Below are 23,415 nucleotides of genomic sequence, written 5' to 3' on the forward strand. Positions count from 1 at the left end.
ACTCCTAAAGAGATCCAGCATGTCTCCTGATCTTCTCAAGCTCATCTTCGGCCGTCTCGGCATCGATTCGCTGCCGCTGCACGAGCCGATCCTGGTCGGCACCTTCGTGATGGTCGCGCTCGGCGGCACCGCGTTGCTCGCCGGCCTCACCTATTTCCGCCTGTGGGGCTATCTGTGGCGCGAGTGGTTCACCACTGTCGACCACAAGCGCATCGGCATCATGTACATGATCCTCGGTATCGTGATGCTGCTGCGCGGCTTCGCGGACGCGCTGATGATGCGCGCGCAACAGGCGCTCGCGTTCAACGGCTCCGAAGGGTTCCTCCCCGCTCATCACTACGACCAGGTCTTCACTGCCCACGGCGTGATCATGATCTTCTTCGTGGCGATGCCGCTGGTGACCGGCCTGATGAACTATGTCGTGCCGCTGCAGATCGGCGCGCGCGACGTGTCGTTCCCGTTCCTGAACAATTTCAGCTTCTGGATGACGGTCGGCGGCGCCGTACTGGTGATGCTCTCGCTGTTCATTGGCGAGTTCGCCCGCACCGGGTGGCTGGCTTATCCGCCGCTGTCCAATATCGGCTACAGTCCTGACGTCGGCGTCGACTATTACATCTGGGCGCTGCAGGTTGCCGGCGTTGGAACGACGTTATCGGGCATCAACCTGATCTGCACCATCGTCAAGCTGCGCTGCCCCGGCATGACCATGATGCGGATGCCGGTGTTCACCTGGACCTCGCTCTGCACCAACATCCTGATCGTCGCCTCCTTCCCCGTGCTGACCGTCGTGCTCGCGCTGCTCTCGCTCGATCGCTATGTGGGCACCAACTTCTTCACGAACGATTTCGGCGGCAGCCCGATGATGTACGTGAACCTGATCTGGATCTGGGGCCATCCTGAAGTCTACATCCTGGTGCTCCCCGCCTTCGGCATCTTCTCGGAAGTCACCTCGACCTTCTCCGGCAAGCGACTGTTCGGCTACACCTCGATGGTCTACGCCACTGTCGTCATCACCATTCTGTCGTATCTGGTCTGGCTGCACCACTTCTTCACGATGGGTTCGGGCGCCAGCGTCAACTCGTTCTTCGGCATCACCACGATGATCATCTCGATCCCGACGGGCGCGAAGATGTTCAACTGGCTGTTCACGATGTATCGCGGCCGTATCCGCTACGAGCTGCCGATGCTGTGGACCATCGCCTTCATGCTGACCTTCGTGCTCGGCGGCATGACCGGCGTGCTGCTCGCGGTGCCGCCGGCCGATTTCGTGCTGCACAACAGCCTGTTCCTGATCGCGCACTTCCACAACGTGATCATCGGCGGCGTGGTGTTCGGCGCATTCGCCGGCATCAACTACTGGTTCCCGAAGGCATTCGGCTTCAGGCTCGATCCGTTCTGGGGCAAGCTGTCGTTCTGGTTCTGGGTCACCGGCTTCTACATGGCCTTCATGCCGCTCTACGTGCTCGGCCTGATGGGAGTGACCCGGCGGCTCCGCGTGTTCGACGATCCTTCGCTCCAGATCTGGTTCGTCGTCGCCGCGATCGGCGCCGGCCTCGTCTTCCTCGGCATTCTCAGCATGCTGATGCAGTTCGCGGTTTCCTTTCTCAAGCGCGAGCAGCTCAAGGACGTTACTGGCGATCCCTGGGATGCACGCACGCTGGAATGGGCAACCTCCTCGCCGCCGCCGGACTACAACTTCGCCTTCACCCCTGTCGTTCACGACAATGACGCGTGGTGGGATATGAAGAAGCGCGGCTACCAGCGTCCGCTGATCGGATTCAAGTCGATCCATATGCCCAGCAGCACCGGCACCGGCATCATTCTCGCCGGGTTCGCGACCGCAATGGGATTCGGCCTGATCTGGTACATCTGGTGGCTGGCGGCTGCGAGCTTCATCGCGATGCTCGCCGTCGGGATCGGCCACACGTTCAACTATCATCGCGACTTCGACATTCCGGCGGACGACGTCATCCGGACCGAGGACGCGCGCACAAAACTGCTCGCCGGAGCCAAGTAAATGACCATTGCTGTCAATCCCTCGCAAACCGGCGAGCCGGTCTTCTACGTCGCCGACGAACATCCGCATCCGGAAGGCTACAGCACCTCGCTCGGCTTCTGGATCTATCTGATGAGCGACTGTCTCATCTTCGCGATGCTGTTCGCCGCCTTCGGCGTGCTCGGCGCCAACTACGCCGCCGGGCCCGCGCCGAAGGATCTGTTCGACCTCGATCTGGTGGCGGTGAACACCTCGATGCTGCTGCTGTCGTCGATCACCTATGGTTTTGCCATGCTGACGATGCAGCAGAACAAGATCGGCCAGACCCAGATGTGGCTATTGATCACGGGTCTGTTCGGCGCCGCCTTCATCGGCATCGAGCTGACGGAGTTCGCCCACATGATCCATGAGGGCGCCACGCCGCAGCGCAGCGCCTTCCTGTCCGCTTTCTTCACCCTGGTCGGCACCCACGGCCTGCACGTCTCCTGCGGCCTGATCTGGCTGGTGACCCTGATGGTGCAGGTCTGGCGCTTCGGCCTGATCGAGGCCAACCGCCGCCGCCTGATGTGCCTGTCGATGTTCTGGCACTTCCTCGACGTGGTCTGGATCGGCGTCTTCACCTTCGTCTATCTCCTGGGAGTTCTGCGATGAGCACCGATACCCACGCAGCTGGCGCGCACGACCATCACCACGACGCCGGCCACGCCCACAGCACGTTCTCGGGCTACATGCTCGGCTTCGTGCTCTCGGTGGTGCTCACCGCGATCCCGTTCTGGCTGGTCATGAGCGGCGCGCTGCCGAGCAAGCAGATCACCGCGCTGGTCATCATGGCCTTCGCGGTCGTTCAGATCGTCGTGCACATGATCTACTTCCTGCACATGAGCCCGAAATCCGAGAACGGCTGGAGCATGATGGCCTTGATCTTCACAATCGTCATGGTGGTGATCGCGCTGTCAGGTTCGCTGTGGGTGATGAACCACCTCAACAGCAACATGATGCCGATCCACGAGATGACGGGAATGAAATGAGCGACCTCGTGACCCCCGGGGATAACGATCCGCGCAACCCCGCAGGGGCTGCGCGTCCATCCCCGTGGCTCTCGATTTTCTCGCTTGCGGCCGTCGCTGTTCTGATCGGGCTCGGCGTCTGGCAGGTCGAGCGTCGCGCCTGGAAGCTGGCACTGATCGACCGGGTCGAGCAGCGCGTTCACGCACCGGCGCAGCCCATCCCGCCGAGGGCGTCATGGCCGGCTATCACTGCTGCAAGCGACGAATACCGGCATGTCAGCGTCTCCGGCCGCTTCCTCCACGACCGGGAGACGCTGGTGCAGGCCGTCACCGAAGTCGGCCCCGGCTATTGGGTGCTGACGCCGCTTCAGCGCGCCGACGGTACCTCTATTCTGATCAACCGCGGCTTCGTGCCATCAGAGCGGCGCGACCCATCGACACGACCGGACGGCAATCCGGACGGCGACGTCGAGATTACCGGCCTGTTGCGCATCACCGAGCCGAAGGGCGGTTTCCTCAGGGACAATTTGCCCCAGCACAACCGCTGGTATTCGCGGGATGTCGCCGCGATCGTGGCCGCACGCGACCTTCAGAACGCCGCGCCCTTCTTCGTCGACGCCGATGCCGGATCTCACTCCGGCGGCGGTCCGATCGGCGGATTGACCGTGGTCCGCTTTCCCAATAACCACCTGATCTACGCGCTGACGTGGTTTGCCCTGGCTTTCATGCTTGCCGGCAGACTGATCGTCACATTCCGCGGCGGGCTGTTCCGCCGCAAGAAAGCCTCGAACGGCTTCGTCCACGAACCGGCCGGCGGCTCCGATGCCTCCGCCCGCAGGACGGGATCAGATGCTGGAACGATCGTCGAACCGACCTGACGACGGGACTACCTACGGCGAGCAGGCCGTCACGCTGCAATCGCAGGCGGACGCGCGCAGCGAGCTGATCGGCGCGGCCCCCACCGACGACGAGACCAACCGCAAGAACATGGCGCTGCTGATCCAGCTGCGCTGGACCGCAGTGGTCGGCCAGATCGTGACCATCGGCGCCGTGCATGTCTGGCTCGGCATTCCGCTACCTCTGACCCGCATGGGCGCGGTGATCGGCGCACTGGTGCTGCTCAACGTCTCGAGCCTGGTCTGGGTGCGCCATCGCGCCGCCATCACCAACAACGAGCTGCTGGTCGCGCTGATGCTGGATGTCGCAGCGCTGACCGCGCAGCTTTACCTGAGTGGCGGCGCCACCAATCCGTTCACCTCGCTGTTCCTGCTCCAGGTCACCCTCGGCGCGGTGCTGCTCGATGCCCGATCGACCTGGTCGCTGGTGGCGTTGACCTGCGCGAGCTTCGTGTGGCTGACGATCGCCTATCGGCCCCTCGACCTGCCGCCGAACCCGCTGAGCGAGACCTACACCCTCACCGTTACCGGCATGCTGCTGGGCTTCGTTCTCAACGCCGTGCTGCTGGTCGTGTTCGTCACCCGCATCAACCGGAACCTTCGCGAACGTGACGCGCATCTGGCTGCGCTGCGCCAGCATGCTGCCGAGCAGGACCACATCGTCCGCATGGGCCTGCTTGCCTCCGGCGCGGCGCACGAACTCGGCACGCCGCTCGCCTCGCTCTCCGTCATCCTCAGCGACTGGCGCCGCATGCCCGATCTTGCCGCCGATCAGGAACTTGCCGAAGACCTCACGGAGATGGAAACATCGCTGCAGCGCTGCAAGACCATCGTGACGGGCATTCTGGTGTCGGCGGGCGAGGCTCGCGGTGAAGGATCGTCGCCGACGACGGTGGATGCCTTCGTCACCGCGCTGGTCGAGGAATGGCGCGATGCGCGTTCGGCGCGGACGCTTTATTTCGTCAACACCTTTGGCGAGGACGTCGCGATCGTCTCCGACATCGCGCTGAAGCAGGTGATCTTCAACGTCCTCGATAACGCCTATGAAGTCTCTCGCGAATGGGTGGAACTGCTCGCCGAGCGCGAGGGTGACAATCTGGTGCTCTCGATCAGCGACCGCGGCCCGGGCTTCGCACCGGAAATGCTGACGCAGCTCGGAAAGCCCTATCAGTCGAGCAAAGGCCGCGCCGGCGGCGGGCTCGGCCTGTTCCTGGTTGTGAACGTCGTGCGCAAGCTCGGGGGCAGCGTCACCGCCGAGAACCACAGGAAGCGCGGCGCCACCGTCCGTCTGACGTTGCCGCTCGCCACACTTGCGATCGGAGGCAACTTTGACTCCTGACCGTTCGCTTATCGTCGTCGAGGACGATGAAGGCTTTGCGCGCACCCTGAAACGTTCGTTCGAGCGGCGCGGCTACGAGGTCGTGCTCGCCGCCTCGATCGAGGACGTCCGGAAAGTCCTGGAGGACCGATCCTTCGGCTACGCCGTGGTCGACCTCAAGCTCGGCGGCGCTTCGGGGCTTGCCTGTGTCGAGCTGCTGCACACCCACGACGAGGAGATGCTGATCGTGGTGCTGACAGGCTTCGCCAGCATCTCGACCGCCGTCGAGGCCATCAAGCTGGGCGCCTGCCACTATCTCGCAAAACCTTCCAATACCGACGACATCGAAGCCGCCTTCAGCAAGGCCGAAGGCAATGCCGAGGTCGCGCTGGACGTGCGGCCGACCTCGATCAAGACGCTCGAATGGGAGCGTATCCACCAGACGCTGATCGAGACGGATTTCAACATCTCGGAAGCGGCCAGGCGGCTCGGCATGCACCGGCGTACGCTGGCGAGGAAGCTCGAGAAGCGACCTGTGAAGTAGGGAATGCTTGCGAGGCTCGAAATGCCCCGCGTGGCTACTGACCTCGCAGCCAGCCGCCGTTAAGCTGCCGGGTGGCCGCGGCTCATCGCTGTGCGTCAAGAGCCCCAGCGAGGAGACTCCCAGTGACAACGCTCATCGATCGGTTCTACCGGCCTGCCGCGCTTTTGCCCACCCGCAGCCAACGCGACACCGAAACCGTTCAATTTGCAAAGGCGGCACTCGAGGCCGGCAAAAAAGAGGGCCTGCAACTGGCCGTACGGGCGCGCTATATCGCCCTGGCCGTCATCGCTTGCCTCCTGCTGGCCATCAACCCGGCATGGGAGCAGCTCTATTACGTGGCGTTGCTCGGCCTGTTCGCACTGATTGGCTGGGCCCAGGTCAGGGTTGGGCGGGTCGGCGTGTCGCGGGCAGAGCTGGCACTTTTGTTCTGCGACCTGGCGCTGCTCACAGTCGTCATCGTCGTCCCGAACCCATTCGGCACGACGCACTGGCCGGTGGCCATGCAATACCATTTTGGCAACTTCATCTACTTCTTCGTGCTGCTCTCGGGCGCCACGCTGGCGTATTCCTGGCGAACCGTGATTGCGGTCGGAACTTGGACCTCGGCCCTATGGGTGATCGGTATTGTCTGGGTGTGGTGGCAACCCGATCGCGATCCCGCACTGACCGCCCGCATTGCGGAGGCGGTAGGCAGCGATCACCGGCTGTTCGCGCTGATCTCGCCTGCTGCGATCGGATTCGGTATCCGTATCCAGGAAATCGTCGTCTTCATGATCGTGGCCGTGACGCTGGCGATCGCGGTCAGCCGCAGCAATGATTTGCTGATCCGGCACGCCGCAGTGGAACGGGAACGCGGCAATCTGGCGCGTTACTTCTCGCCCAATGTCGTCACGGAATTGTCGAAGCACGACGAGCCGTTGAAGCAAGTGCGTACGCAAGACGTCGCGGTGCTGTTCGTCGACATCGTCGGCTTCACGGCCTTTGCCGATGTGCGCGCCCCGGAGGACGTGGTGCGGACATTGCGCGAATTCCATGGATTGATGGAGCAGGAGGTTTTCCGGCACGAGGGCACGTTGGACAAATATCTGGGCGACGGATTGATGGCGACATTCGGCACCCCCTTCGCAGGCGCGCGTGACGCCGGCAATGCCCTGTGCTGCGCCCAAGCGATGATCGCGGCGGCGGACGGGTGGAACGCGCGGCGAACGGCGTGCGGTGAACCGCCGATGCGCGTCAGTTTCGGCCTGCACTACGGACCGGTGGTGCTTGGTGACATCGGGCACACCTGTCTGGAATTTGCCGTGATCGGCGCGACCGTCAATGCAGCAAGCCGTCTCGAAGCGCTGACGCGCACGCTCGACTGCGCGCTGGTGGCAAGCAATGATCTCGTCAGTCGCGCCCGGCTTGAGCTCGGCAGCACAGCCGAAACGTTTGCACCGCTGATCGCCATGGATCCCCAGGCGATCCGCGGGCTGGAGCGGCCGATCGCGATCTGGGCCCAGGCACGCGCGATGTCATAGTCGACACGCGAGCGCCGCTGGATCAGGCATCCAGACAAAAAGCCCGGCCAACCGGCCGGGCTTTCGATGTCTTGCGATCGATGCGAGGCGCTTACGCGGCTTCGTCGGCAACCGTGGTGTCATCGCCGTCGGTATCGTCGGTATCCGCCTCGCCTTCACCCTCGGCGGCTTCCGCCTTGGCGTTGCGGCGCGGGCTCTTGGCGAGTTGGGCCTCGATCTCCTTGACCGCTTCGGTTTCGGTCGAGTGCTGCACCACCGCGATCTCGCGCGACAGGCGATCGAGCGCCGCTTCATAGAGCTGACGTTCGCTGTAGGACTGCTCGGGTTGCGACTCGGAGCGGTAGAGGTCGCGCACGACTTCCGCGATCGCGACGATATCGCCCGAATTGATCTTCGCTTCGTATTCCTGGGCGCGGCGCGACCACATGGTGCGCTTGACGCGGGCGCGACCCTTCAGCGTCTCCAGCGCCTTCTTGACCAGCGCGGGCTCGGACAGCTTGCGCATGCCGACGTTGGCGACCTTGGCCGTCGGAACGCGCAGCGTCATCTTGTCCTTGATGAAGTTGATGACGAACAGCTCGAGCTTCGCGCCGGCGATCTCCTGCTCCTCGATGGCCAGGATCTGGCCGACGCCGTGAGCGGGATAGACCACGAATTCATGCGCCTTGAAGCCCTGACGCTGGGTCACGACCTTCTTTTCCTCGACCTTCGGCGCGGGTGCAGCGGCCTTCACGGCCGGCTTGGTAGCAGCAACGGGGGCCTTGGCAGGGGCGGCAGCAACAGGAGCCTTCGGAGCAGCGGGCTTGGCAGCGGGAGCCTTGGTGACGGGAGCCTTGGCAAGAACAGGCTTGGCAGCAGGCTTGGCAACGGTCGCTTTCGCGGCCGGTTTGGCAGTCTTGTTAGGCATTGCGCTTCTTTTGTTCTTCGAGGACTTTGCAGCCGGCGGCGCCTTGGCGGCGGTCCGACCCTTGGATGCGCTACGGCTGGCCGCGGCGACTTTTTTGGCCTCCTTATGGGAAGCCCTCGCTGAAGTACTCTTTTTACGCGTTTTCTGTGACACAGCCTGCGCGCGGAAACTGCCACGCCCCTGTTCGACATTTGGTTTCACGGGAACCCAACGGGGCCTACTGGGCTGACGGGGGTTCAGCTTAATGTGCCCAATATAGCACATTTCCCGCAAAAATCAATGATTTAGGGGTCTTCAGGGCCGGTTTTCGGCGTTGACGACGGTATTAGGGTTAAGTTTGCGCCGGAATTTAGTCACCGGAGCCGGGGTTCGGAGAAAAATACTTGTCGAACTTGCCTTCCTGACCGTCGAATTCCTTCGCGTCTTCGGGTGATTCTTTCTTCTGGGTGATGTTCGGCCAGCTCTTGGCGTACTCGGCATTGACCTGGAGCCACTTTTCCAGGCCCGGTTCCGTGTCCGGCTTGATGGCGTCGGCGGGGCATTCCGGCTCGCACACGCCGCAATCGATGCACTCGTCAGGATGGATGACGAGCATGTTGTCACCCTCGTAGAAACAGTCGACCGGGCAGACCTCGACGCAGTCGGTGTACTTGCACTTGATGCAGTTTTCAGTGACGACGTAAGTCATCCAACGCTCCGAAAAGCTCTTTTAAAAGTCGCGGCTTGCCTAGCGCGGATGGCCCCGCGCTGCAAGGTCGGGAAGGCGCGATCATGACGGCTTTATGTGCTTGATCGACCAAGAAATGAATAACATGCGCAATTAATTGCGCTTTGCGTCGCCGAGCTCCTCGTAGAGCACACGCGCCGAGGCGGCATCGCCGCGGCGCTCGTTGAAATTCATCACCTTCAACACGCGCACGGTCCTGTCGAGCGCGACCGTGATGACGTCGCCGACCTTGATCGCATGGCCCGGCGATTTCTCGCGCGTGCCGTTGATGCGGACGTGTCCTGTTACGACAAGCTCAACCGCGGAGGTTCGCGCCTTCACCACCCGCGCGTGCCACAGCCATTTGTCGAGGCGCTGCCGCTCGGTCGTGGGACTACTCCTTGCGACCGGAGAGCTGCTCCTTCAACGCGGCGAGTTTTGCAAACGGCGAGTTCGGATCGGCGGGACGATCACGCTCGCGCGGATTTGCGCTCGAGGCGTACGGACGCAACGACGGACCGCCCTGACGGTCGCGACCCTTGTCGCGGTCGCGGCCCCTGTTGTCGCGGCCCTTGTCACGATCACCGCCGAACTTCTTGTTGTCGCGGTTGCGATCGCGATCCTTGTTGTCGCGGTCCTTGCCCTGGAAGCTGCGATTCCGATCGTCGCGCCCTTCCTGGCGCGGTGCGCCCTCGGCGCCACCCTCGCGCGGCTTGCGGAAATCCCGGCCGCCATCGCGACGATGGCCACCGTGACGATGGCGCTCACCCGGCCTCGCGCCTTCGGCAGCTTCGCCGGGCGCAGCCGAGGCGCCTTCAGCACCGGCCTGAGGACGGTGGTTGTTGTGGCGCTGATGGCGATGGCGCTCGTGGCGCGGCTTGCGATCCTCGTGACGGCCGCCGGGACGCCAGACCTCGACGAGCTCGGGCTCGGCGGGCGTGGCTGCGGCTTCGACAGGCGCAGCGGCATCGGGAGATGCAGCGGCTTCCGTCGCCGCGGCCTCGGCCGGAGCGGCGTCGGCGGCGGCCTCGGCGGGCGCAGCAGCCTCTTCCGCGGGCGGCGGGATGCCGGGGGCATCTTCGGGCGTGACGGGACCTTCGGGAATTGCTTCGACCGGCTCTTCGTGCGCGGGCTCGTCGTGCTGCTCCATGCCGGGCGCGTCTTCGACGGTGACGGCTTCGGTCGCAGCGTCAACAGCCGCCGCAGTCTCCTCAGTCGCAGGCGCCCCAGCGGAAGCTTCGGCGGCCGGCGTCTCCGCAGCGGCAGGCGCGGCCGGCTTCGGCGGCAACGGCGCACGCTTCTCCATGCGATAGCCGAGCGCGCGCAGCACCGAGGCGAAATCCTCGCCCGCGGAGCCGGTGAGCGAGGTCATCGCCTGCGTCACCACGAAACCGCGGCCGTCGAATGCACCGGCGGGTTTTTCGCCCGGCGAATTATCCCGCCAAGCCAGCGCCGGGCGGATCAGGTCAGCGAGACGTTCCAGGATGTCGACGCGGACCGCGCGCTCGCCCGCCTGCTTGTAGCCGAGCACGCGATAGGCATCGCGCGGCAGGCTCTTGTCGACCGGAAACGAGGTACGACCCGACGAGGCCAGATGCTGCGCGCCAGACAGAGCCGAGAGATCGACATTGTCCTGCTTCAGCGCCCACAGCAGGGCTGCGAGCGCACGCGCGGCGGGCTTCAGGATGCCGGGGAAGTAGATGTGATAGGCGCCGAAGCGCACGCCGTATTTGCGCAACACCGCGCGCGAGGGCTGATCGAGATCCTTCAGCTCGTTGGCGATCTTCGGACGCTCGAGCACGCCGAGCGCCTCGACGAGCTGATAAGCGATGCCGCGGGCGATACCGGTGACGTCCTCCGCCTTCGACAGCTCGAACATCGGCCCGAGCAGCTTCTCGATGTGGGTCTTGAGCCACAGGTCGAGCCTCGCCTGCACCTTCTCGCGGGGGCCACCCGTCAGGCGCTCGTCGGAGATGATGCGGATGCGCGGATGCAGCGCCTCCTCTGCGGCGGTCAGCCGCGCCACGGCATCGCCGGTCCAGCGAATGGTGCCATCGGAGGTCAGCACGAACTGGTCGTCCGGCGCGTTGCCCAGTTTTTCGGCGCGCGTATTGATCTCGCCGGCGAGCACCGCTTGCGCGGCAGCCTGCAAGGCTTTCGCATCGGAGCCGGCTTCCGCCGCATCCGGTGCAAAGGTGAAGCCATCGAGGCGGCCGATGACATGGCCTTCGACGATGACTTCGCCGGTCTTGCCGATTTCCGTATTCAAGCTCGTGTTCTCCCGCAGGCGGCGCATCAATACACTGGTCCGGCGATCAACGAAACGCTCAGTCAAGCGTTCATGGAGCGCATCCGATAATTTATTTTCGACCTCCCGCGTGGTCCCCTGCCAGCGATCGGGGTCTTTCAGCCAGTCCGGCCGGTTGGCGACGAAGGTCCAGGTGCGGATTTGCGCGATCCGGGCCGACAGGGTGTCGATATCGCCGTCGATGCGGTCGGCCTGGTCGACCTGTGCGGCGAACCAGGAATCGGGGATGCAGCCCTTCTGCATCAGGAAGCCGTAGAGCGTCGTCACCAGCTCGGCATGGGCGGCCGGCGACAGCTTCCGGTAGTCCGGGACCTGACAGGCCTCCCACAGCCGCTCCACGGCGGCCTTGCCATGCGCGATATCGCGCACTTCGACGTCGCGGGCGGCATGGTCGAGCACGCGCATGTCTTCGGCGATCGGGGCGCGCGTCAGCGTCTCGTGGCCGGGGGCGAGGTTGAGCGAGACCTGGAGCGCGGCGAGGGAGGAGAAATCGAGCTTCGAGTTGCGCCATTGCAGCATCTTCACGGGGTCGAAGATGTGGTTCTGAAGCGCGTTCACCAGCTCAGGCTCGAACGGGCCGCAGCGGCCTGTCGTCCCGAACGTGCCGTTGCGCGTGGCGCGCCCGGCACGGCCGGCGATCTGCGCGAACTCGGCCGGCGTGAGGCGGCGGAACTGATAGCCGTCGAACTTGCGGTCGGAGGCGAAGGCGACGTGGTCGACGTCGAGATTGAGGCCCATGCCGACGGCGTCGGTGGCGACGAGATAATCGACGTCGCCGTTCTGGAACATCTCCACCTGCGCATTGCGCGTGCGTGGGCTGAGCGAGCCCAGCACCACGGCGGCGCCGCCATGCTGTCGCTTGATCAGCTCCGCGATGGCGTAGACCTCGTCGGCGGAGAAGGCGACGATCGCAGTCCGGCGCGGCTGGCGCGTGATCTTGCGATCGCCTGCGAATTCCAGCTGGGACAGCCGCGGCCGGGTGATCATGGAGACGCCGGGCAAGAGCCGCTCGATGATCGGCCGCATGGTCGCAGCGCCGAGCAGCAGCGTCTCGTCGCGGCCGCGGCGGTTGAGGATGCGGTCGGTGAAGACGTGGCCGCGTTCGAGATCGGAGGCGATCTGGATCTCGTCGACGGCGAGGAAGGACACATCGAGGTCGCGCGGCATCGCCTCGACGGTCGACACCCAATAGCGCGGACTTCTCGGCTTGATCTTCTCCTCGCCCGTGACCAGCGCCACGGCCTCCGGGCCGACGCGGGCGACGATCTTGTTGTAGACCTCGCGCGCGAGCAGGCGCAGCGGCAGGCCGATCATCCCCGAGGAATGCGCGAGCATCCGTTCGATGGCGAGATGGGTCTTGCCGGTGTTGGTCGGCCCGAGCACGGCGGTGACGCCGGCGCCCGGCACGCGATCGGACAGCGCGCGGTCGGAGGCGAAGGAGGAGGACGAGAGGGGCATATCTGGCTGATCAGGTAATAGCTGATGGGGCGAATGTCAGTGCTGTCTCGGACGGGTGGGCAACTGTCTCACTTTGCGACGCTTTTCCCGTTCGCTGTAAGCTTCGGAACGACTCTAGAACGAATCGCGGCCGAATCGCTGACTCCCCCGGGAGTCCCGATACGTTCACGCAACATGTCGCGGGACTCTTGTTTCCATCGCACTAGATGGAGTTTTGCGCAGTCGCACAAGCGGCGTTTCGATGACGGATTTCCTTAAATTGGGGATGGCGCGGAGTCGAATCAGAATCGGGGAGGAGTCAATTGGATTCCCGGGAATGGTGGGCTCGAAGGCATGTCGCCGAAACAACCCCATGCACAGTAGGTAAGTCATTGATATTACTGAGGCGGGTGTCTCCCGCCGCATCCGTCGTCCTGAGGTGCGAGCGCCGCGCCGGGAGCCCCGAAGGATGGACGGCCCGGACGGCGCGGCCGGGTTGCGCGCGGAAAACAGTCGGGCTGTCGCCCTTCGAGGGCCGCTGAAGAAGCGGCCACCTCAAGGTGACGGTCGAGGCGTATGTGAGCGGCCAATACCTACTGCGTCTTCGCGACCCGCGGCGGCTGGGCCGTGGTGACGAAGCTGGTCGCCTCCAGCATCGCCGGCCCGAGCGGCGTCGGCACTTTCAGCCAGAACGGGACCAAAACCCGTGTTCCCGCCACCGGCGCCAAGGCGATCTCGATGTTACGCTGGGCGGCGAGGTATTTGATCACGGGGCGGTCGGGGATGTAGCCGGCGATGGGCACGAAATACAGCGCGCAGACCACCACGGGGCCGTGATAGCCCTTCTCGGCCTTCACGGTCTCCATGCGCTTGAAATCGAGCTTGAGCTCGTAGCGCATGCGGCCGTCAAAGACGGGCGCCGAGCCGTGGCAGGCCTCCGGCGACACGGGATCGCCGTTTCCGGGCACGCGCACCAGCGAGGCCGTCATCGGATCGAACACGCCGCGCCGATGCGCCTCGGTGACGACGATGCGATCAGGATCGACAGGCGGCTCCGGAATGATGCCGAACTCCTTCACATTGCCCTTGTCGAGGGTGATGTGGATCTCCTCGGTCTTCTTCGAGGTGGTGGTGGAGGCCTGGTAGGCGGTCGCGACCAGCGCGCCGTTGACGATGCGGCCCTGCGCAGCGCCGGTGCCGGACCCGCCCGCGAACGACTTCAGGATGCCGGTGGTGCCGCCGGAGGCCGCAGCCGAGAACACATCGTCCTGGATATCGATGTTCCAGGCGCCGCGGCCGACCGGAATGCCTGCCAGCGAGGCCTCATATTGCGCCTCGAGCTTGCCTTGCGCCGCTGCGGGCGCGGCCCCCCACGCCAGCACCAGGCCGCCAAGAGCGGCCAGAGCCAGCCGGCCGGCCGCGCGCAGCCGGGGCGGAATGAGCGGGGTGGTGTGCACGAGACGATCCAATCGGGAAGCGAGTTGTTGTTACTTAAGCCTGTTGCGGCGCCAAGCAATGCATCCAGAAGCCACAGGCCGGGAACTCACCGGACTCTTTCGGAGGAGATTGCGCCCTTTATGTGATGGTAAGGCGTTTCAAACATTGCCGTTTTGGTGATTGGAGGGGGTGCGTCAGGCGGGCGCACCTCGCCCACCCATTCCGCTGTCATACCCCGCGAAAGCGGGGTGTCCAGTACGCCGCGGCGGATCTGGTGAAAGCGAGCTCTCAAACGCCGGCCTCTGGGATACTGGATCGCCCGCCTGCGCGGGCGATGACACCTGTCATGCGGCCTGAGATCCCGGGTTCGCACGCCGGCGCGCCCCCGGGATGACGGGCCAAAAACGGCCCGTCACCTTGACGTCCCGCCCCTTCCCCCCTATACGTCCGCCCGCTCCCTGCAAGGACAAAAGAATTAGCCCCCGTGGCGCCCCTGATGGCGGCCGCAATCGTTGGGGGATCGAACGAAGGATTTCTAGCATGTCTCGCCGCTGCGAACTGACGGCCAAGGGCCCCCTCGTCGGCCACAAGGTCAGCCACTCCAACATCAAGACCAAGCGCCGCTTCCTGCCGAACCTGGTCAACGTGACCTTCATCTCGGAAGCGCTGGGCCGCAACGTGCGCCTGCGCGTTTCCACCAACGCGGTGAAGAGCGTCGACCACAATGGTGGCCTCGATGCCTACCTGCTCAAGGCCAACACCGCGGCCCTCTCGCCGCGCGCCGTCGAGCTGAAGCGCGCCATCGAGAAGAAGGTCGGCGACGCGCCGGCCAAGAAGGCCAGCTAAGAGATCTAGGTTTGGGCGGGGGCTAGGTTGCGTCGCGTGGCGTAGGCTTAGCCGAGTAGAGTTGAGTGGCGGCCGGATCGAAAGATCCGGCCGTTTTTGTTGTGCGACAATATCGCAAGCGCAAGTTAGAGTTGTCTTGGGTCGTGATTCTGGGGTCAGCATTTTTCAATGCTTTTGGTGGAAGCTCACATGCTGCCTCGCAGCAAATTTCTTTGCCTCCCGTCCGTTGATCGGCAATCTTTCGTCGCCCCGCAACACGCCCCAGTCCGCAGCATATGACGACCTTCACAGTCGATACCCACCTCTTTAGAGAGCTCGGCGAATTACTCGTCGGGAGAGACTCGACCGCACTCATTGAACTGATCAAAAACTCGTACGACGCGGACGCGAGCGAGGTCGTGGTCTACGGCGAGGCGCTGACACAACCCAGTCGCGGGCTGATCCGCATCCGCGACAATGGGATTGGAATGTCTAGAGATGAGTTCGAAAGAGGATTTCTCCGAATAGCTTCCCGCAGCAAGGAGACATCAAGCCGCCGGTCCGCCGTATACAAGCGCCGATATACCGGCGCGAAGGGCATTGGTCGCCTTGCCGCGCACAAATTGGCTCGCCACCTACGGATCGAATCTGTGCGTTGGGATCAGAGCAATGTCTTGGCGTCCGGCGAGCTTCGCGCAAACTTGAGGGGAATTGAGGCCACCATCGATTGGGATTCGATCGAAGCCAAGGACACGCTCGACCAGCTCGAGTCTACAAACGCCATCGTGATAACTCCAACAAACGTCGGCTCAACGGCTCGCGCGGGAACGACTATCACCCTATCGAGACTCCGAAGGAAATGGACCTCCGCGGAGCACGGACGGTTTCTGGAGGAGATTCAGGCGTACGCTCCTCCTGCGCCGCTTATTGGCGGAATTCCTCGCTCGGTCTTACGCGAGGAATTACTGTTCAAAGAACCCGTTGTCCGCGACATCACTGATAAGAAGGGCAACAAGTTCACAGTCGTGCTCGACGGCGAGCTAGCCGCACCAGACGACTATTGGACAGCTATCTTGGAAGCATCGAACTGGATCATTGAGATTGATGCAAGCAAAGCAACAGGAAAAGTCCGATACGCGATCGCTCCAACGGAAAAGACCCTGGAAGATTTACCAGACATCGCGACTAGACGATTTGAAATTTCCCATCCCTCCCCGAGTGAAGGCCCCTTCTTCCATGCGCGCATATGGAAGCGAACTGGCGCTCGCTTCGGAGAGCTAAAAAGGGTGTCAGATCGATCAAGCGGCGTACGAGTCTACATGGAGGGATTTCGGATACTGCCATATGGAGAGCCAGGAAATGATTGGCTTAATCTCGACCGCGACGCAAACGAGCGCGATCGAAACTTCTTCAAAAGAGAGTCTAATCAAGAGCTCCTCAAGCAATTTCCATCGACTGAAGCTGATAGTGAAGTTGGACTAGGTATTGTTCCAAACAAGCACTACGCAGGAGGCGTGTTTCTGACAGAGACGCGCGCACCGTCACTCCAGATGTTGGTGAATCGTGAGGGCTTTGTACCGGACGCAGATTACGACACTCTGGTCGCGCTCGTCCGACGAGGCTTAGATCTCCAGACACGGGTGCAGGCCGCGGCGACTTCCGGCAAAAGAGCCGAGCGCAGAGAAACACGCGCTACGGCGAGAGAGACTTCATCCTATTCCGCTGGAATTGTACCAGTTGCCGCCAGCGTGCAGGCGGCCATGAGGGATGCGAGAACCCTCACCCAAACAGCAAAGCGCCTTGTTGCGAATGGCAAGATAGAGGCGGCCAACAAGCAAGTTGAGCTAGCCCTACGGCGTGTAGAAGCTATCACTGAGACGCCGGACGACCTTATCCAAGAGAATGCGATGATTCGCGTTCTCGCGTCGGTGGGAACACAGCTCGCCTCCTTTGTGCACGAGATCAATGGCCTCTTGTCGATCGCGTCGTCGGTCGACAAATCGCTCTCTGCTGTACGCGACACCCCCGGATTATCAGCCCGCCACAAGCAGGACCTCGGTAAACTGCAAAAAAGCGTGGGAGACCTGCGCCGCAGCCTTGAACGCCAAGCCTCGTTCCTCATCGACATCGTTGCTCCCGATGCTCGACGCAGACGATCTCGGCAATACCTAGCCAAGCGATTTGATGCTGCCGCCAAGCTCATTTCATTTGCTAGCGAAAGGGATCAGATCAAGCTGATTAATAACATCCCCACCGACCTGCAATCCCCACCGATGTTTCCGGCTGAGGTCGTCGCAATCTTCTCCAACCTCCTCACGAATGCGGTCAAGGCCGCGGGCAGCAAAGGTAGAATCAAGGCAACCGGCAAGCACGAAAAAGACGGGTCATCGACTGTTCGCGTGGAAAACTCTGGCGTGCGTGTGAGCCTACGAACGTCTGAGCGCTGGTTTAGGCCTTTTGAATCGTCGACGACTGCCGTCGATCCGGTACTCGGGCAAGGCATGGGGTTGGGGTTGCCGATTACCCGAAACATGCTCGAAGAGTATGGCGCAACAATCCGATTTGTTGAGCCAAGCGGCGGGTTCTCTACGGCGATCGAGATCCGTTTCCCCTCGGGAAGACCATGAAAAGCAAAACGAAGCCAAAAACCAAGAAATCTCGATCAAAAGCAAAGCGACCATGCGTGCTTGTTGTCGATGATGTTGAACACGAAGGCTCTGCGGCCGTGAGCCTGCTGGAACCTAGATTGCGAGCATTCTATCGATCGCCCGGAGATGTCGCCGATAAAGACATCGAAGCAGCGAATGTTATCCTCGTCGACTTCAAGCTTGATCAATGGCAAGCTTTAGATGATGCAACAACACCCTCGCTTCGACCCAGGCACGGCATAGCTTTAGCCGCAAACCTGCGCTCCAATCTCAATGAGAATAAGAGCAGGTCTCCAACAGCATTCGCATTGCGCTCGGGCAAGTTACATGAGCTCAGCGGAAGGTTGTCGCCTCGCAATCGAGAATACGCACTCGCGAAGATGCTCGATTTCGAGTGGGTGTTCGACAAGTCTGACACCGAGCGGCTTCAGCAAGAGGTCTTTGCGTTAGCGCGAGCCGTTCAATCACTTCCCCATCCATGGCCTTCCTATCAAAAAAGCGAAGCCGCTCTTCTTAAGCTCCTTAACACTCGTCGACGGATGGAATGGACGGCGAACGCAATAGACGAAGTCAGAACGTCCAATCCACCACAAGATGTCGCCGCGGAGACCTCCGGTGGGATGGCGATTCTTCGATGGCTTCTGCATGAGGTTCTGCCGTTCCCCACATTTCTACTTGACGAGCGATATCTCGCCGCCCGGATGCGCGTTCCAGCAGGGGCACTTCGTAACCTGTTGAATTCACCTCGACCATCAAAGATCCGTAAGGCGCTATCGCAGTTCAAATACACTGGCGTCCTAGACGATTTCCTTGGTCCGCGATGGTGGCGCGCGGGGATAGACAATTGGCTTTGGCACGAGACGCGCGGCGACCCACTGAATCCCAGCACATTGCGTTCACTTGCGAGACGAATGCTGCCCCCAGCATTAAGGAGCTTCAGTTAGACAACCCTGTTGTGTCCGTTGACGACCAATTTCAGCCTTCGGATGAATTTATCGAACTTAAGACAGCGGTTCAGATCAAGCCAGACGACTGGCCCGACATCGCGGAGCCGGCGTGGGTATCACTAGAAGCCGCAAGAGATAATGCCGACTTAGCCGCGCGAGTGATCGCGCTAGACCGTGCAAGAATTTAGATAACCAGGAAATAACGTGAGCGGGCTGCGATTCGACTTTCAAAAGCTGATTTTGGAACTAGAAGCATTTTCAAGGCTAGCTGAACCGTTTTTACTCTCGCAATCGCGCCCTGTCCTTGGGAGCTTAAAGGGGTTCCTCGAGCAATACCGAGCGGAGCCAACCGATCAAAAGAGGGCGTGGCAGGTTACCCCCGCGGCACCACTGCTGACGAACAGCGGCCGTGGATATGAGAAAGGCAACAAGGGAGGAAAGCACAGCATATTTGGTGAGATCACATTCATTTGGGAAATCCAACGCATTCCTGGGCGAAGCAAACGTCAACCCGCCGAATACTTCGAACTCAACGGTATAGCCTCGACTAAAGTCAGGCTGCTCTGCGAGTCCGCCGACGGCGCTGAGCCAAAAGAAATAGCAATGTGGCGGATGGAAATTGGAGACACCAAATCGCCGGGCTGTCATTTCCATATTCAAATTCTAGGTCAGTCTACAGGCTTCCCGTTTCCTAGTTCTTTGTCGGTCCCACGACTTCCCAACCTTATGGTGACACCGTTGGCCGCCGCAGAATTCGCCCTAGCGGAATTGTTTCAAGATGACTGGGCAAGGCATGTCGCACGAAATGGCCCGCACCTACAGAGATGGTCCAATATTCAAAGGGAGAGATGGAACAAATTGCTGAACTGGAAGCTGGACCTCGTAAACAAGAGCACAAATCCTTGGACTGCAATTAAGGCGGCGAAACCAGAGGCATCCCTCTTCTCATGACGCTTATCGAAAAGCCTGTCAGCGCACAAAGCTCGTTGGCATTGACCGAAGAGGCTCGCGTTCCGACTTCATGTCTAGTCTACACGCCACCGAAGCTTGCCAGCGCGATGGTCAAAGCTTTGCGGATAAAAGATACTGACAAGATTCTAGAGCCGTGCGTCGGAGAGGGAGCCCTGCTGCGCGCACTTTCAGATGCGGGTTTCAAGAGAGACCAGATCAGTGGCATGGATCTCTCGCCACTTAAGGGGACGTACGATCATTTTGCCAACGTTCAGCGAAGCGTTGACTTCTTGCGATGGTCCCGTGCAACCGACCAGCGTTTTGACAAGATCATCGCTAATCCCCCTTACGTCGCAATTGAGCGTCTGCAACCCGCAGAACGAACTGCTGCTTGCAGCGTCGCGCCGTTTGACGGCGTTGGCGTAAAGGCCGCGGGAAACCTCTGGCTCGCATTCCTTGTGGCATCAATCGGGTTGCTCCGACCTAGCGGTGGGTTGTGCTTCCTATTGCCTGCGGCTTGGGACTTCGCAAACTATTCGGAGGATTTAAGATCGAAGATTGGAAACTGGTTTGATCGCGTCGACGTCCACAGATCGCAAGAACCCCTGTTCCGCGCTTCAGGAATACAGGATGGTTCCGTGGTAGTAGTCGCGACTCATCTAAGAGATTCCCCGTCCGACCTCAAGCAGCCAACGCGCTTCGAATATCAAGACGCGTCTCAGCTCGTGAAGGGGTTGGCCTCTGTATCTTCGTCGGCACGCCGCATTCGCCCCCCTGTGAGTGCTCCGGCCGTTCTGTCATCGGTCGACACAGCGAGGCTCGACTCCGCTGCATCGATCACCATCGGTGGGGTCACTGGCGATTCTTCTTATTTTGTCTTGAACGAGAGTCAGCGGATAGCCCATGGCCTGCCTACCTCTGCCATGAGACCCGTGCTTTCCCGAGCGCGGCACTTAGTATCATCCTCGATTGATCGGGATATCTGGGACAAGCTCAAGTCGGCCGGAGAGCGAATTTGGCTGTTCGACCCCCCACCGTCCATTGTGCCTCACAAGGCCGTTCAAAAATACATCAGGTGGGGACGGAATGGTGGTTGCCGCACGACCAACCACAAGATTGCGGGAAGAACGCCTTGGTACAGGACGAAAATCCCGTCAGCTCCAGACGGATTCTTGAGTGGGATGACATCGGTTGGACCTGTAATTTGCCTTCGAGGCATGGATCGTCTTACTGCGACAAATACACTCTACGTGATTACCTTCGATCGCGGCCTGACGACTGCCGACCGAGCCGCGGTGTCACTTGCGTTGCTCAAATCCAGCGTCGGAGATCAACTTCGTCGAATCGGCCGAACTTATGCCGATGGCCTTATCAAATTTGAGCCAGGCGATTTACGTCAGGTCCGGATACCTCGAGTGGCGCACACAGCAGGCGCCGAAAAAACCTACCGGCGAGCATTGAACGAACTACTGGCGGGTCATGAGACTGCCGCACGCAAGTTGGCCGATGAGTGGTTCTCGAGTCGGGTCTAATTGCGTCACAACTAAGGATGACCGCGCCCGCCCAATTTCCGCTATACCCGCCCCGCGAGCATCACCCGGAGGCGCATCCCATGGAGCACGCAGCCAGCCTAGCCCCCAAAAACCTCGTCATCTGCTGTGACGGCACCGCCAACGAGATCGGAGAACATCTCCAACGTCCTGAAGCTCTGTCGCTACAAGACGGAAAAGACCTACGCGATAGCTCACCGCCTCCCCTACCCCCGAAAATCAATGCTCCGCAGCACGATCCCCGGCGGCGTGCCCTCGAACTCCGTCGCCCTATACTTGCTCGCGGCGCGGGCTTCGATGCGGTCGCGAAGGCGGGTGAACTGGGCTTCGCGCTCGTGAGGGCGGGTCTGCGGGCCGCGTTCGAGATCGTCCATGGCGGAGGTCGAGATCGCGCAGGGGATTTCCTTCGCGCCGTCCTGCATCGAGAACTGGACGATGCCGCGGTCCTGTTCATGGCCGATGAAACGGCCGCTGGTGAGGGGCATGGGATACCTCCTTTACGACTCTAAGGTCGTACCGGCCTTGGTTCGCAATTGCCCACGGGCGCAGGGAGCCACTGGCCGGTCGGCTTCATTCAAGCACGGCTGCGGCACGCGCAGCTACAACAACTCACTGCGGTGACTATGGGTCCGATCTGCGCTTCGCTGGTCCGGGACGACAGCACCTTGCGTAACGACAGCTAGGTCGCGGCGGGCCTCAGCCTTCTTCGCCTAATCTCGAAAAATTGTCGAGCAGCGCGGCCACCAGGGCGCGGTGGCGGGTGTCTTCGGGCGGGAGGCTCGCGGCGTAGAGGTTGAGGAGATAGCGCGCCTTCACGGCGGCTTCGGACCAGGAGGCGGCGGGCACCGTCAGCATGCGGCTTTCGAGATCGGCCTCGCGCTCGCGCAGCTCACGGACATTGTTCTCGACCTCCGCCAGCACGCGGCGCAAATCGGTGGCCTTCTGCGCGGCCATGCCGCGATGCTTGTCGAGATCGACGGGTTGATCAGTCATGGGCGACGCTCGCGTCGGCGGCTATCGCATCCGCAAGGTCGACAGAGCCGATCGACAAAAGCTCGGTGGCGCCGCGCATGCCTTCGACCGGAACGGTGATCATGGTGGCGATGCGGCGCCAGACCTCGAACGACAGGCCGTCGATCGTCTCCTCGTCGGTGACGACATCATAGGCGCCCGCCGGCAATTCGCGCGCGATGCCGCGGAGGTGAAACGGATGCTTGAATGTCACGGTTTCATGCCGCGAGCGGATGGTCATGCGCGCCTGCCTTTTCGCAAGTGGGCCCCAACCGACGCCGACTGTAGCGAGCATGCGCCCGTTGCGCGGCAATAGCCAGCACTATCGTCACCGCCGCTCTGCGCGGCGAGGCCGCAAACGTGCGCGGCGTTTTAGGCCTCGCTATTGCGGTGACGCGGGCGTAGGCTCGCTTGCATCATCGCATCTCCCGCCACGGCACCGACCGTCTGCACGCCGTGCGGGCGTGCAGAGCGATCCGGCGAACCGGATGAGCTCAACCATCAGAGGAGGGCGACATGGCCAAGGGACAGCAACGCAGCAATCGCGAAGCCAAGAAGCCGAAAAAGGACAAAGCCAAGGTGATCGCCGCGGCGCCGAGCCGCAAGGACGCGGCCTGGCAGCCGGAAATCGGCCAGGGGAAGAAGAAGTAGGGATCGGAAGTGCGCTTACCCTCCCCTGGAGGGGACCTGGAGGGGGAGGGTAAGAAAGGCAACCGTCTCCTCTCACCCGGAGGCGCATCACGTGGCGACGCCACCCGTAAACAGTCCCCCTCGCCCGTTAACCCTGCATTAACCAACGCAGCCTAGCCTGCTGCAATCGTCCAGCCATCATTAGCCCGAAATGCCCTTCCCGGTTCGCTCCAGGAGAAGCGCCGATGTCTGTTGCGTTGTTGACGTATGCCGATCTGGGTGCCCGCCTCGCGATCTCGCGCGAGGCGGCGCGGTCGTTGGCGCGACGGCGCCGTCTGCCGCGCTCGCGGTCGGCTGACGGCAAGGCCCTGGTGACCGTCGATTTCTCCGAGCTGCGCTACACGCCCCGCCCGCGAACGGGCCGCCGGGCGGACCCCATCGCTGTCTCCATGGCAAGGATCGACGCCATCAAGACCGCGGCCTTCAAGGCGGAGATCGCGCGGCTCCAGGACGTCGCAACCGCCTACAGGCAGGTGTTCGAGCGCGAGCGTGATCGCGCCGAGCGCCTCGCCGTCGAGCTGCAGCAGGCGACCGCCGAGGCGACGGCCGCCAATGCGTGGGCGGCACGGCTGGAAGACGACATGGCGGCGCTGCGGACCGATCGCCGCCCGGGCGGCTTGCTCGCGGGATTCGCGGCGCGTCGGCTGGGACATCTGGCCGCGGCCATCGTGCAGGCAGACCGCGCGGCGCGCGGGTAACACTCTTTCTTCAATCCCC

Annotated in this window: 21 protein-coding genes and 1 pseudogene; 14 read left to right on the plus strand and 8 right to left on the minus strand. The window is 62.1% G+C overall.

Translation table 11 applies throughout. From position 1 onward, the window contains the following. Positions 1-19: 19 nt before the first annotated feature. The 7 genes from cyoB to ACVIIW_RS07285 all read left to right on the plus strand — a co-directional run bounded on the left by cyoB (position 20) and on the right by ACVIIW_RS07285 (position 7,281). Entirely contained in the window at positions 20-2,017 is a 1,998-nt protein-coding gene (gene cyoB / locus ACVIIW_RS07255) for a cytochrome o ubiquinol oxidase subunit I (protein ID WP_456700118.1), read from the plus strand. Then, the gene (gene cyoC, locus ACVIIW_RS07260; RefSeq protein WP_456700119.1) at positions 2,018-2,647 is read left to right on the plus strand and encodes a cytochrome o ubiquinol oxidase subunit III; all 630 of its coding nucleotides are present in this window, start codon (positions 2,018-2,020) and stop codon (positions 2,645-2,647) included. After that, positions 2,644-3,024 (plus strand): cytochrome o ubiquinol oxidase subunit IV, encoded by a 381-nt coding sequence (gene cyoD / locus ACVIIW_RS07265; RefSeq protein ID WP_456700120.1) that lies wholly within the window; start codon positions 2,644-2,646, stop codon positions 3,022-3,024. The genes cyoC and cyoD overlap by 4 nt, the downstream gene beginning before the upstream one ends. Then, positions 3,021-3,881 carry an SURF1 family protein gene (locus ACVIIW_RS07270; RefSeq protein WP_456700121.1) on the plus strand — a complete coding sequence of 287 codons (861 nt, stop codon included), beginning with the start codon at positions 3,021-3,023 and terminating at the stop codon, positions 3,879-3,881. The genes cyoD and ACVIIW_RS07270 overlap by 4 nt, the downstream gene beginning before the upstream one ends. Further along, on the plus strand, positions 3,853-5,238 hold the full coding sequence (locus ACVIIW_RS07275; RefSeq protein ID WP_456700122.1) for an ATP-binding protein: 1,386 nt from the start codon (positions 3,853-3,855) through the stop codon (positions 5,236-5,238). The genes ACVIIW_RS07270 and ACVIIW_RS07275 overlap by 29 nt, the downstream gene beginning before the upstream one ends. Beyond that, positions 5,228-5,761 carry a response regulator transcription factor gene (locus ACVIIW_RS07280; protein WP_456700123.1) on the plus strand — a complete coding sequence of 178 codons (534 nt, stop codon included), beginning with the start codon at positions 5,228-5,230 and terminating at the stop codon, positions 5,759-5,761. Before ACVIIW_RS07275 ends, ACVIIW_RS07280 begins: the two co-directional genes overlap by 11 nt. Before the next feature lie 122 nt (positions 5,762-5,883). Then, positions 5,884-7,281, plus strand: a complete 1,398-nt coding sequence (locus tag ACVIIW_RS07285) for an adenylate/guanylate cyclase domain-containing protein (RefSeq protein ID WP_456700124.1) — start codon at positions 5,884-5,886, stop codon at positions 7,279-7,281. 91 nt (positions 7,282-7,372) lie between these two features. Here the strand turns inward: ACVIIW_RS07285 and ACVIIW_RS07290 are convergent, their stop codons facing one another. The 5 genes and pseudogenes from ACVIIW_RS07290 to ACVIIW_RS07310 form a co-directional block, all read right to left on the minus strand. Next, the gene (locus ACVIIW_RS07290; protein WP_456700125.1) at positions 7,373-8,188 is read right to left on the minus strand and encodes a CarD family transcriptional regulator; all 816 of its coding nucleotides are present in this window, start codon (positions 8,186-8,188) and stop codon (positions 7,373-7,375) included. Between the two features lie 349 nt (positions 8,189-8,537). After that, a complete protein-coding gene (gene fdxA / locus ACVIIW_RS07295; RefSeq protein ID WP_092233404.1) occupies positions 8,538-8,876 on the minus strand; it encodes a ferredoxin FdxA in 339 nt (112 codons plus the stop codon). Between the two features lie 132 nt (positions 8,877-9,008). After that, positions 9,009-9,278, minus strand: a pseudogene (locus ACVIIW_RS07300) (RNA-binding S4 domain-containing protein); the annotation flags it as partial. Positions 9,279-9,288: 10 nt separating this feature from the next. Continuing rightward, positions 9,289-12,660: a helicase-related protein gene (locus ACVIIW_RS07305; protein WP_456700126.1), complete on the minus strand. Its 3,372-nt coding sequence runs from the start codon at positions 12,658-12,660 to the stop codon at positions 9,289-9,291. Positions 12,661-13,232: 572 nt separating this feature from the next. Further along, positions 13,233-14,042, minus strand: a complete 810-nt coding sequence (locus tag ACVIIW_RS07310; protein ID WP_456705104.1) for a DUF3108 domain-containing protein — start codon at positions 14,040-14,042, stop codon at positions 13,233-13,235. A 574-nt stretch (positions 14,043-14,616) separates the two neighbouring features. Between ACVIIW_RS07310 and rpmB the strand changes: the two genes are divergently transcribed. The 5 genes from rpmB to ACVIIW_RS07335 all read left to right on the plus strand — a co-directional run bounded on the left by rpmB (position 14,617) and on the right by ACVIIW_RS07335 (position 20,979). Further along, positions 14,617-14,922 carry a 50S ribosomal protein L28 gene (gene rpmB, locus ACVIIW_RS07315; protein ID WP_456700127.1) on the plus strand — a complete coding sequence of 102 codons (306 nt, stop codon included), beginning with the start codon at positions 14,617-14,619 and terminating at the stop codon, positions 14,920-14,922. A gap of 275 nt (positions 14,923-15,197) precedes the next feature. Beyond that, on the plus strand, positions 15,198-17,528 hold the full coding sequence (locus ACVIIW_RS07320) for a sensor histidine kinase (RefSeq protein WP_456700128.1): 2,331 nt from the start codon (positions 15,198-15,200) through the stop codon (positions 17,526-17,528). Further along, positions 17,525-18,493, plus strand: coding sequence for a hypothetical protein (locus tag ACVIIW_RS07325; protein WP_456700129.1), 969 nt, complete (start codon positions 17,525-17,527; stop codon positions 18,491-18,493). Before ACVIIW_RS07320 ends, ACVIIW_RS07325 begins: the two co-directional genes overlap by 4 nt. Positions 18,494-18,700: 207 nt before the next feature. Further along, complete coding sequence (locus ACVIIW_RS07330) at positions 18,701-19,447, plus strand: hypothetical protein (protein WP_456700130.1); 747 nt, start codon at positions 18,701-18,703, stop codon at positions 19,445-19,447. A 224-nt stretch (positions 19,448-19,671) separates the two neighbouring features. Beyond that, entirely contained in the window at positions 19,672-20,979 is a 1,308-nt protein-coding gene (locus ACVIIW_RS07335) for an Eco57I restriction-modification methylase domain-containing protein (RefSeq protein ID WP_456705105.1), read from the plus strand. A gap of 224 nt (positions 20,980-21,203) precedes the next feature. Here the strand turns inward: ACVIIW_RS07335 and ACVIIW_RS07340 are convergent, their stop codons facing one another. The 3 genes from ACVIIW_RS07340 to ACVIIW_RS07350 form a co-directional block, all read right to left on the minus strand. After that, positions 21,204-21,482, minus strand: coding sequence for a DUF1488 domain-containing protein (locus ACVIIW_RS07340; RefSeq protein WP_456700131.1), 279 nt, complete (start codon positions 21,480-21,482; stop codon positions 21,204-21,206). Between the two features lie 211 nt (positions 21,483-21,693). Next, a complete protein-coding gene (locus tag ACVIIW_RS07345; protein WP_456700132.1) occupies positions 21,694-21,990 on the minus strand; it encodes a hypothetical protein in 297 nt (98 codons plus the stop codon). After that, entirely contained in the window at positions 21,983-22,249 is a 267-nt protein-coding gene (locus ACVIIW_RS07350) for a hypothetical protein (RefSeq protein ID WP_456700133.1), read from the minus strand. Before ACVIIW_RS07350 ends, ACVIIW_RS07345 begins: the two co-directional genes overlap by 8 nt. Before the next feature lie 275 nt (positions 22,250-22,524). On the opposite strand from ACVIIW_RS07350, the gene ACVIIW_RS07355 reads away from it, so the two are divergent. Both ACVIIW_RS07355 and ACVIIW_RS07360 read left to right on the plus strand, forming a co-directional pair. Continuing rightward, positions 22,525-22,659, plus strand: coding sequence for a hypothetical protein (locus ACVIIW_RS07355; protein WP_456700134.1), 135 nt, complete (start codon positions 22,525-22,527; stop codon positions 22,657-22,659). Positions 22,660-22,883: 224 nt separating this feature from the next. Beyond that, positions 22,884-23,396, plus strand: coding sequence for a hypothetical protein (locus tag ACVIIW_RS07360; RefSeq protein ID WP_456700135.1), 513 nt, complete (start codon positions 22,884-22,886; stop codon positions 23,394-23,396). Positions 23,397-23,415: the final 19 nt, after the last annotated feature.

Source organism: Bradyrhizobium sp. USDA 4449, assembly GCF_054056275.1.

What these genes read in the sequence shown, in the direction of transcription:
- cyoB (WP_456700118.1), top strand. Translation starts at nt 20, where the DNA reads ATGTCTCCTGATCTTCTCAAGCTCATCTTCGGCCGTCTCGGCATCGAT.
- cyoC (WP_456700119.1), top strand. Translation starts at nt 2,018, where the DNA reads ATGACCATTGCTGTCAATCCCTCGCAAACCGGCGAGCCGGTCTTCTAC.
- cyoD (WP_456700120.1), top strand. Translation starts at nt 2,644, where the DNA reads ATGAGCACCGATACCCACGCAGCTGGCGCGCACGACCATCACCACGAC.
- ACVIIW_RS07270 (WP_456700121.1), top strand. Translation starts at nt 3,021, where the DNA reads ATGAGCGACCTCGTGACCCCCGGGGATAACGATCCGCGCAACCCCGCA.
- ACVIIW_RS07275 (WP_456700122.1), top strand. Translation starts at nt 3,853, where the DNA reads ATGCTGGAACGATCGTCGAACCGACCTGACGACGGGACTACCTACGGC.
- ACVIIW_RS07290 (WP_456700125.1), bottom strand. Translation starts at nt 8,188, where the DNA reads ATGCCTAACAAGACTGCCAAACCGGCCGCGAAAGCGACCGTTGCCAAG.
- fdxA (WP_092233404.1), bottom strand. Translation starts at nt 8,876, where the DNA reads ATGACTTACGTCGTCACTGAAAACTGCATCAAGTGCAAGTACACCGAC.
- ACVIIW_RS07305 (WP_456700126.1), bottom strand. Translation starts at nt 12,660, where the DNA reads ATGCCCCTCTCGTCCTCCTCCTTCGCCTCCGACCGCGCGCTGTCCGAT.
- rpmB (WP_456700127.1), top strand. Translation starts at nt 14,617, where the DNA reads ATGTCTCGCCGCTGCGAACTGACGGCCAAGGGCCCCCTCGTCGGCCAC.
- ACVIIW_RS07320 (WP_456700128.1), top strand. Translation starts at nt 15,198, where the DNA reads ATGACGACCTTCACAGTCGATACCCACCTCTTTAGAGAGCTCGGCGAA.
- ACVIIW_RS07325 (WP_456700129.1), top strand. Translation starts at nt 17,525, where the DNA reads ATGAAAAGCAAAACGAAGCCAAAAACCAAGAAATCTCGATCAAAAGCA.
- ACVIIW_RS07335 (WP_456705105.1), top strand. Translation starts at nt 19,672, where the DNA reads ATGGATCTCTCGCCACTTAAGGGGACGTACGATCATTTTGCCAACGTT.
- ACVIIW_RS07340 (WP_456700131.1), bottom strand. Translation starts at nt 21,482, where the DNA reads ATGCCCCTCACCAGCGGCCGTTTCATCGGCCATGAACAGGACCGCGGC.
- ACVIIW_RS07345 (WP_456700132.1), bottom strand. Translation starts at nt 21,990, where the DNA reads ATGACTGATCAACCCGTCGATCTCGACAAGCATCGCGGCATGGCCGCG.
- ACVIIW_RS07350 (WP_456700133.1), bottom strand. Translation starts at nt 22,249, where the DNA reads ATGACCATCCGCTCGCGGCATGAAACCGTGACATTCAAGCATCCGTTT.
- ACVIIW_RS07355 (WP_456700134.1), top strand. Translation starts at nt 22,525, where the DNA reads ATGGCCAAGGGACAGCAACGCAGCAATCGCGAAGCCAAGAAGCCGAAA.
- ACVIIW_RS07360 (WP_456700135.1), top strand. Translation starts at nt 22,884, where the DNA reads ATGTCTGTTGCGTTGTTGACGTATGCCGATCTGGGTGCCCGCCTCGCG.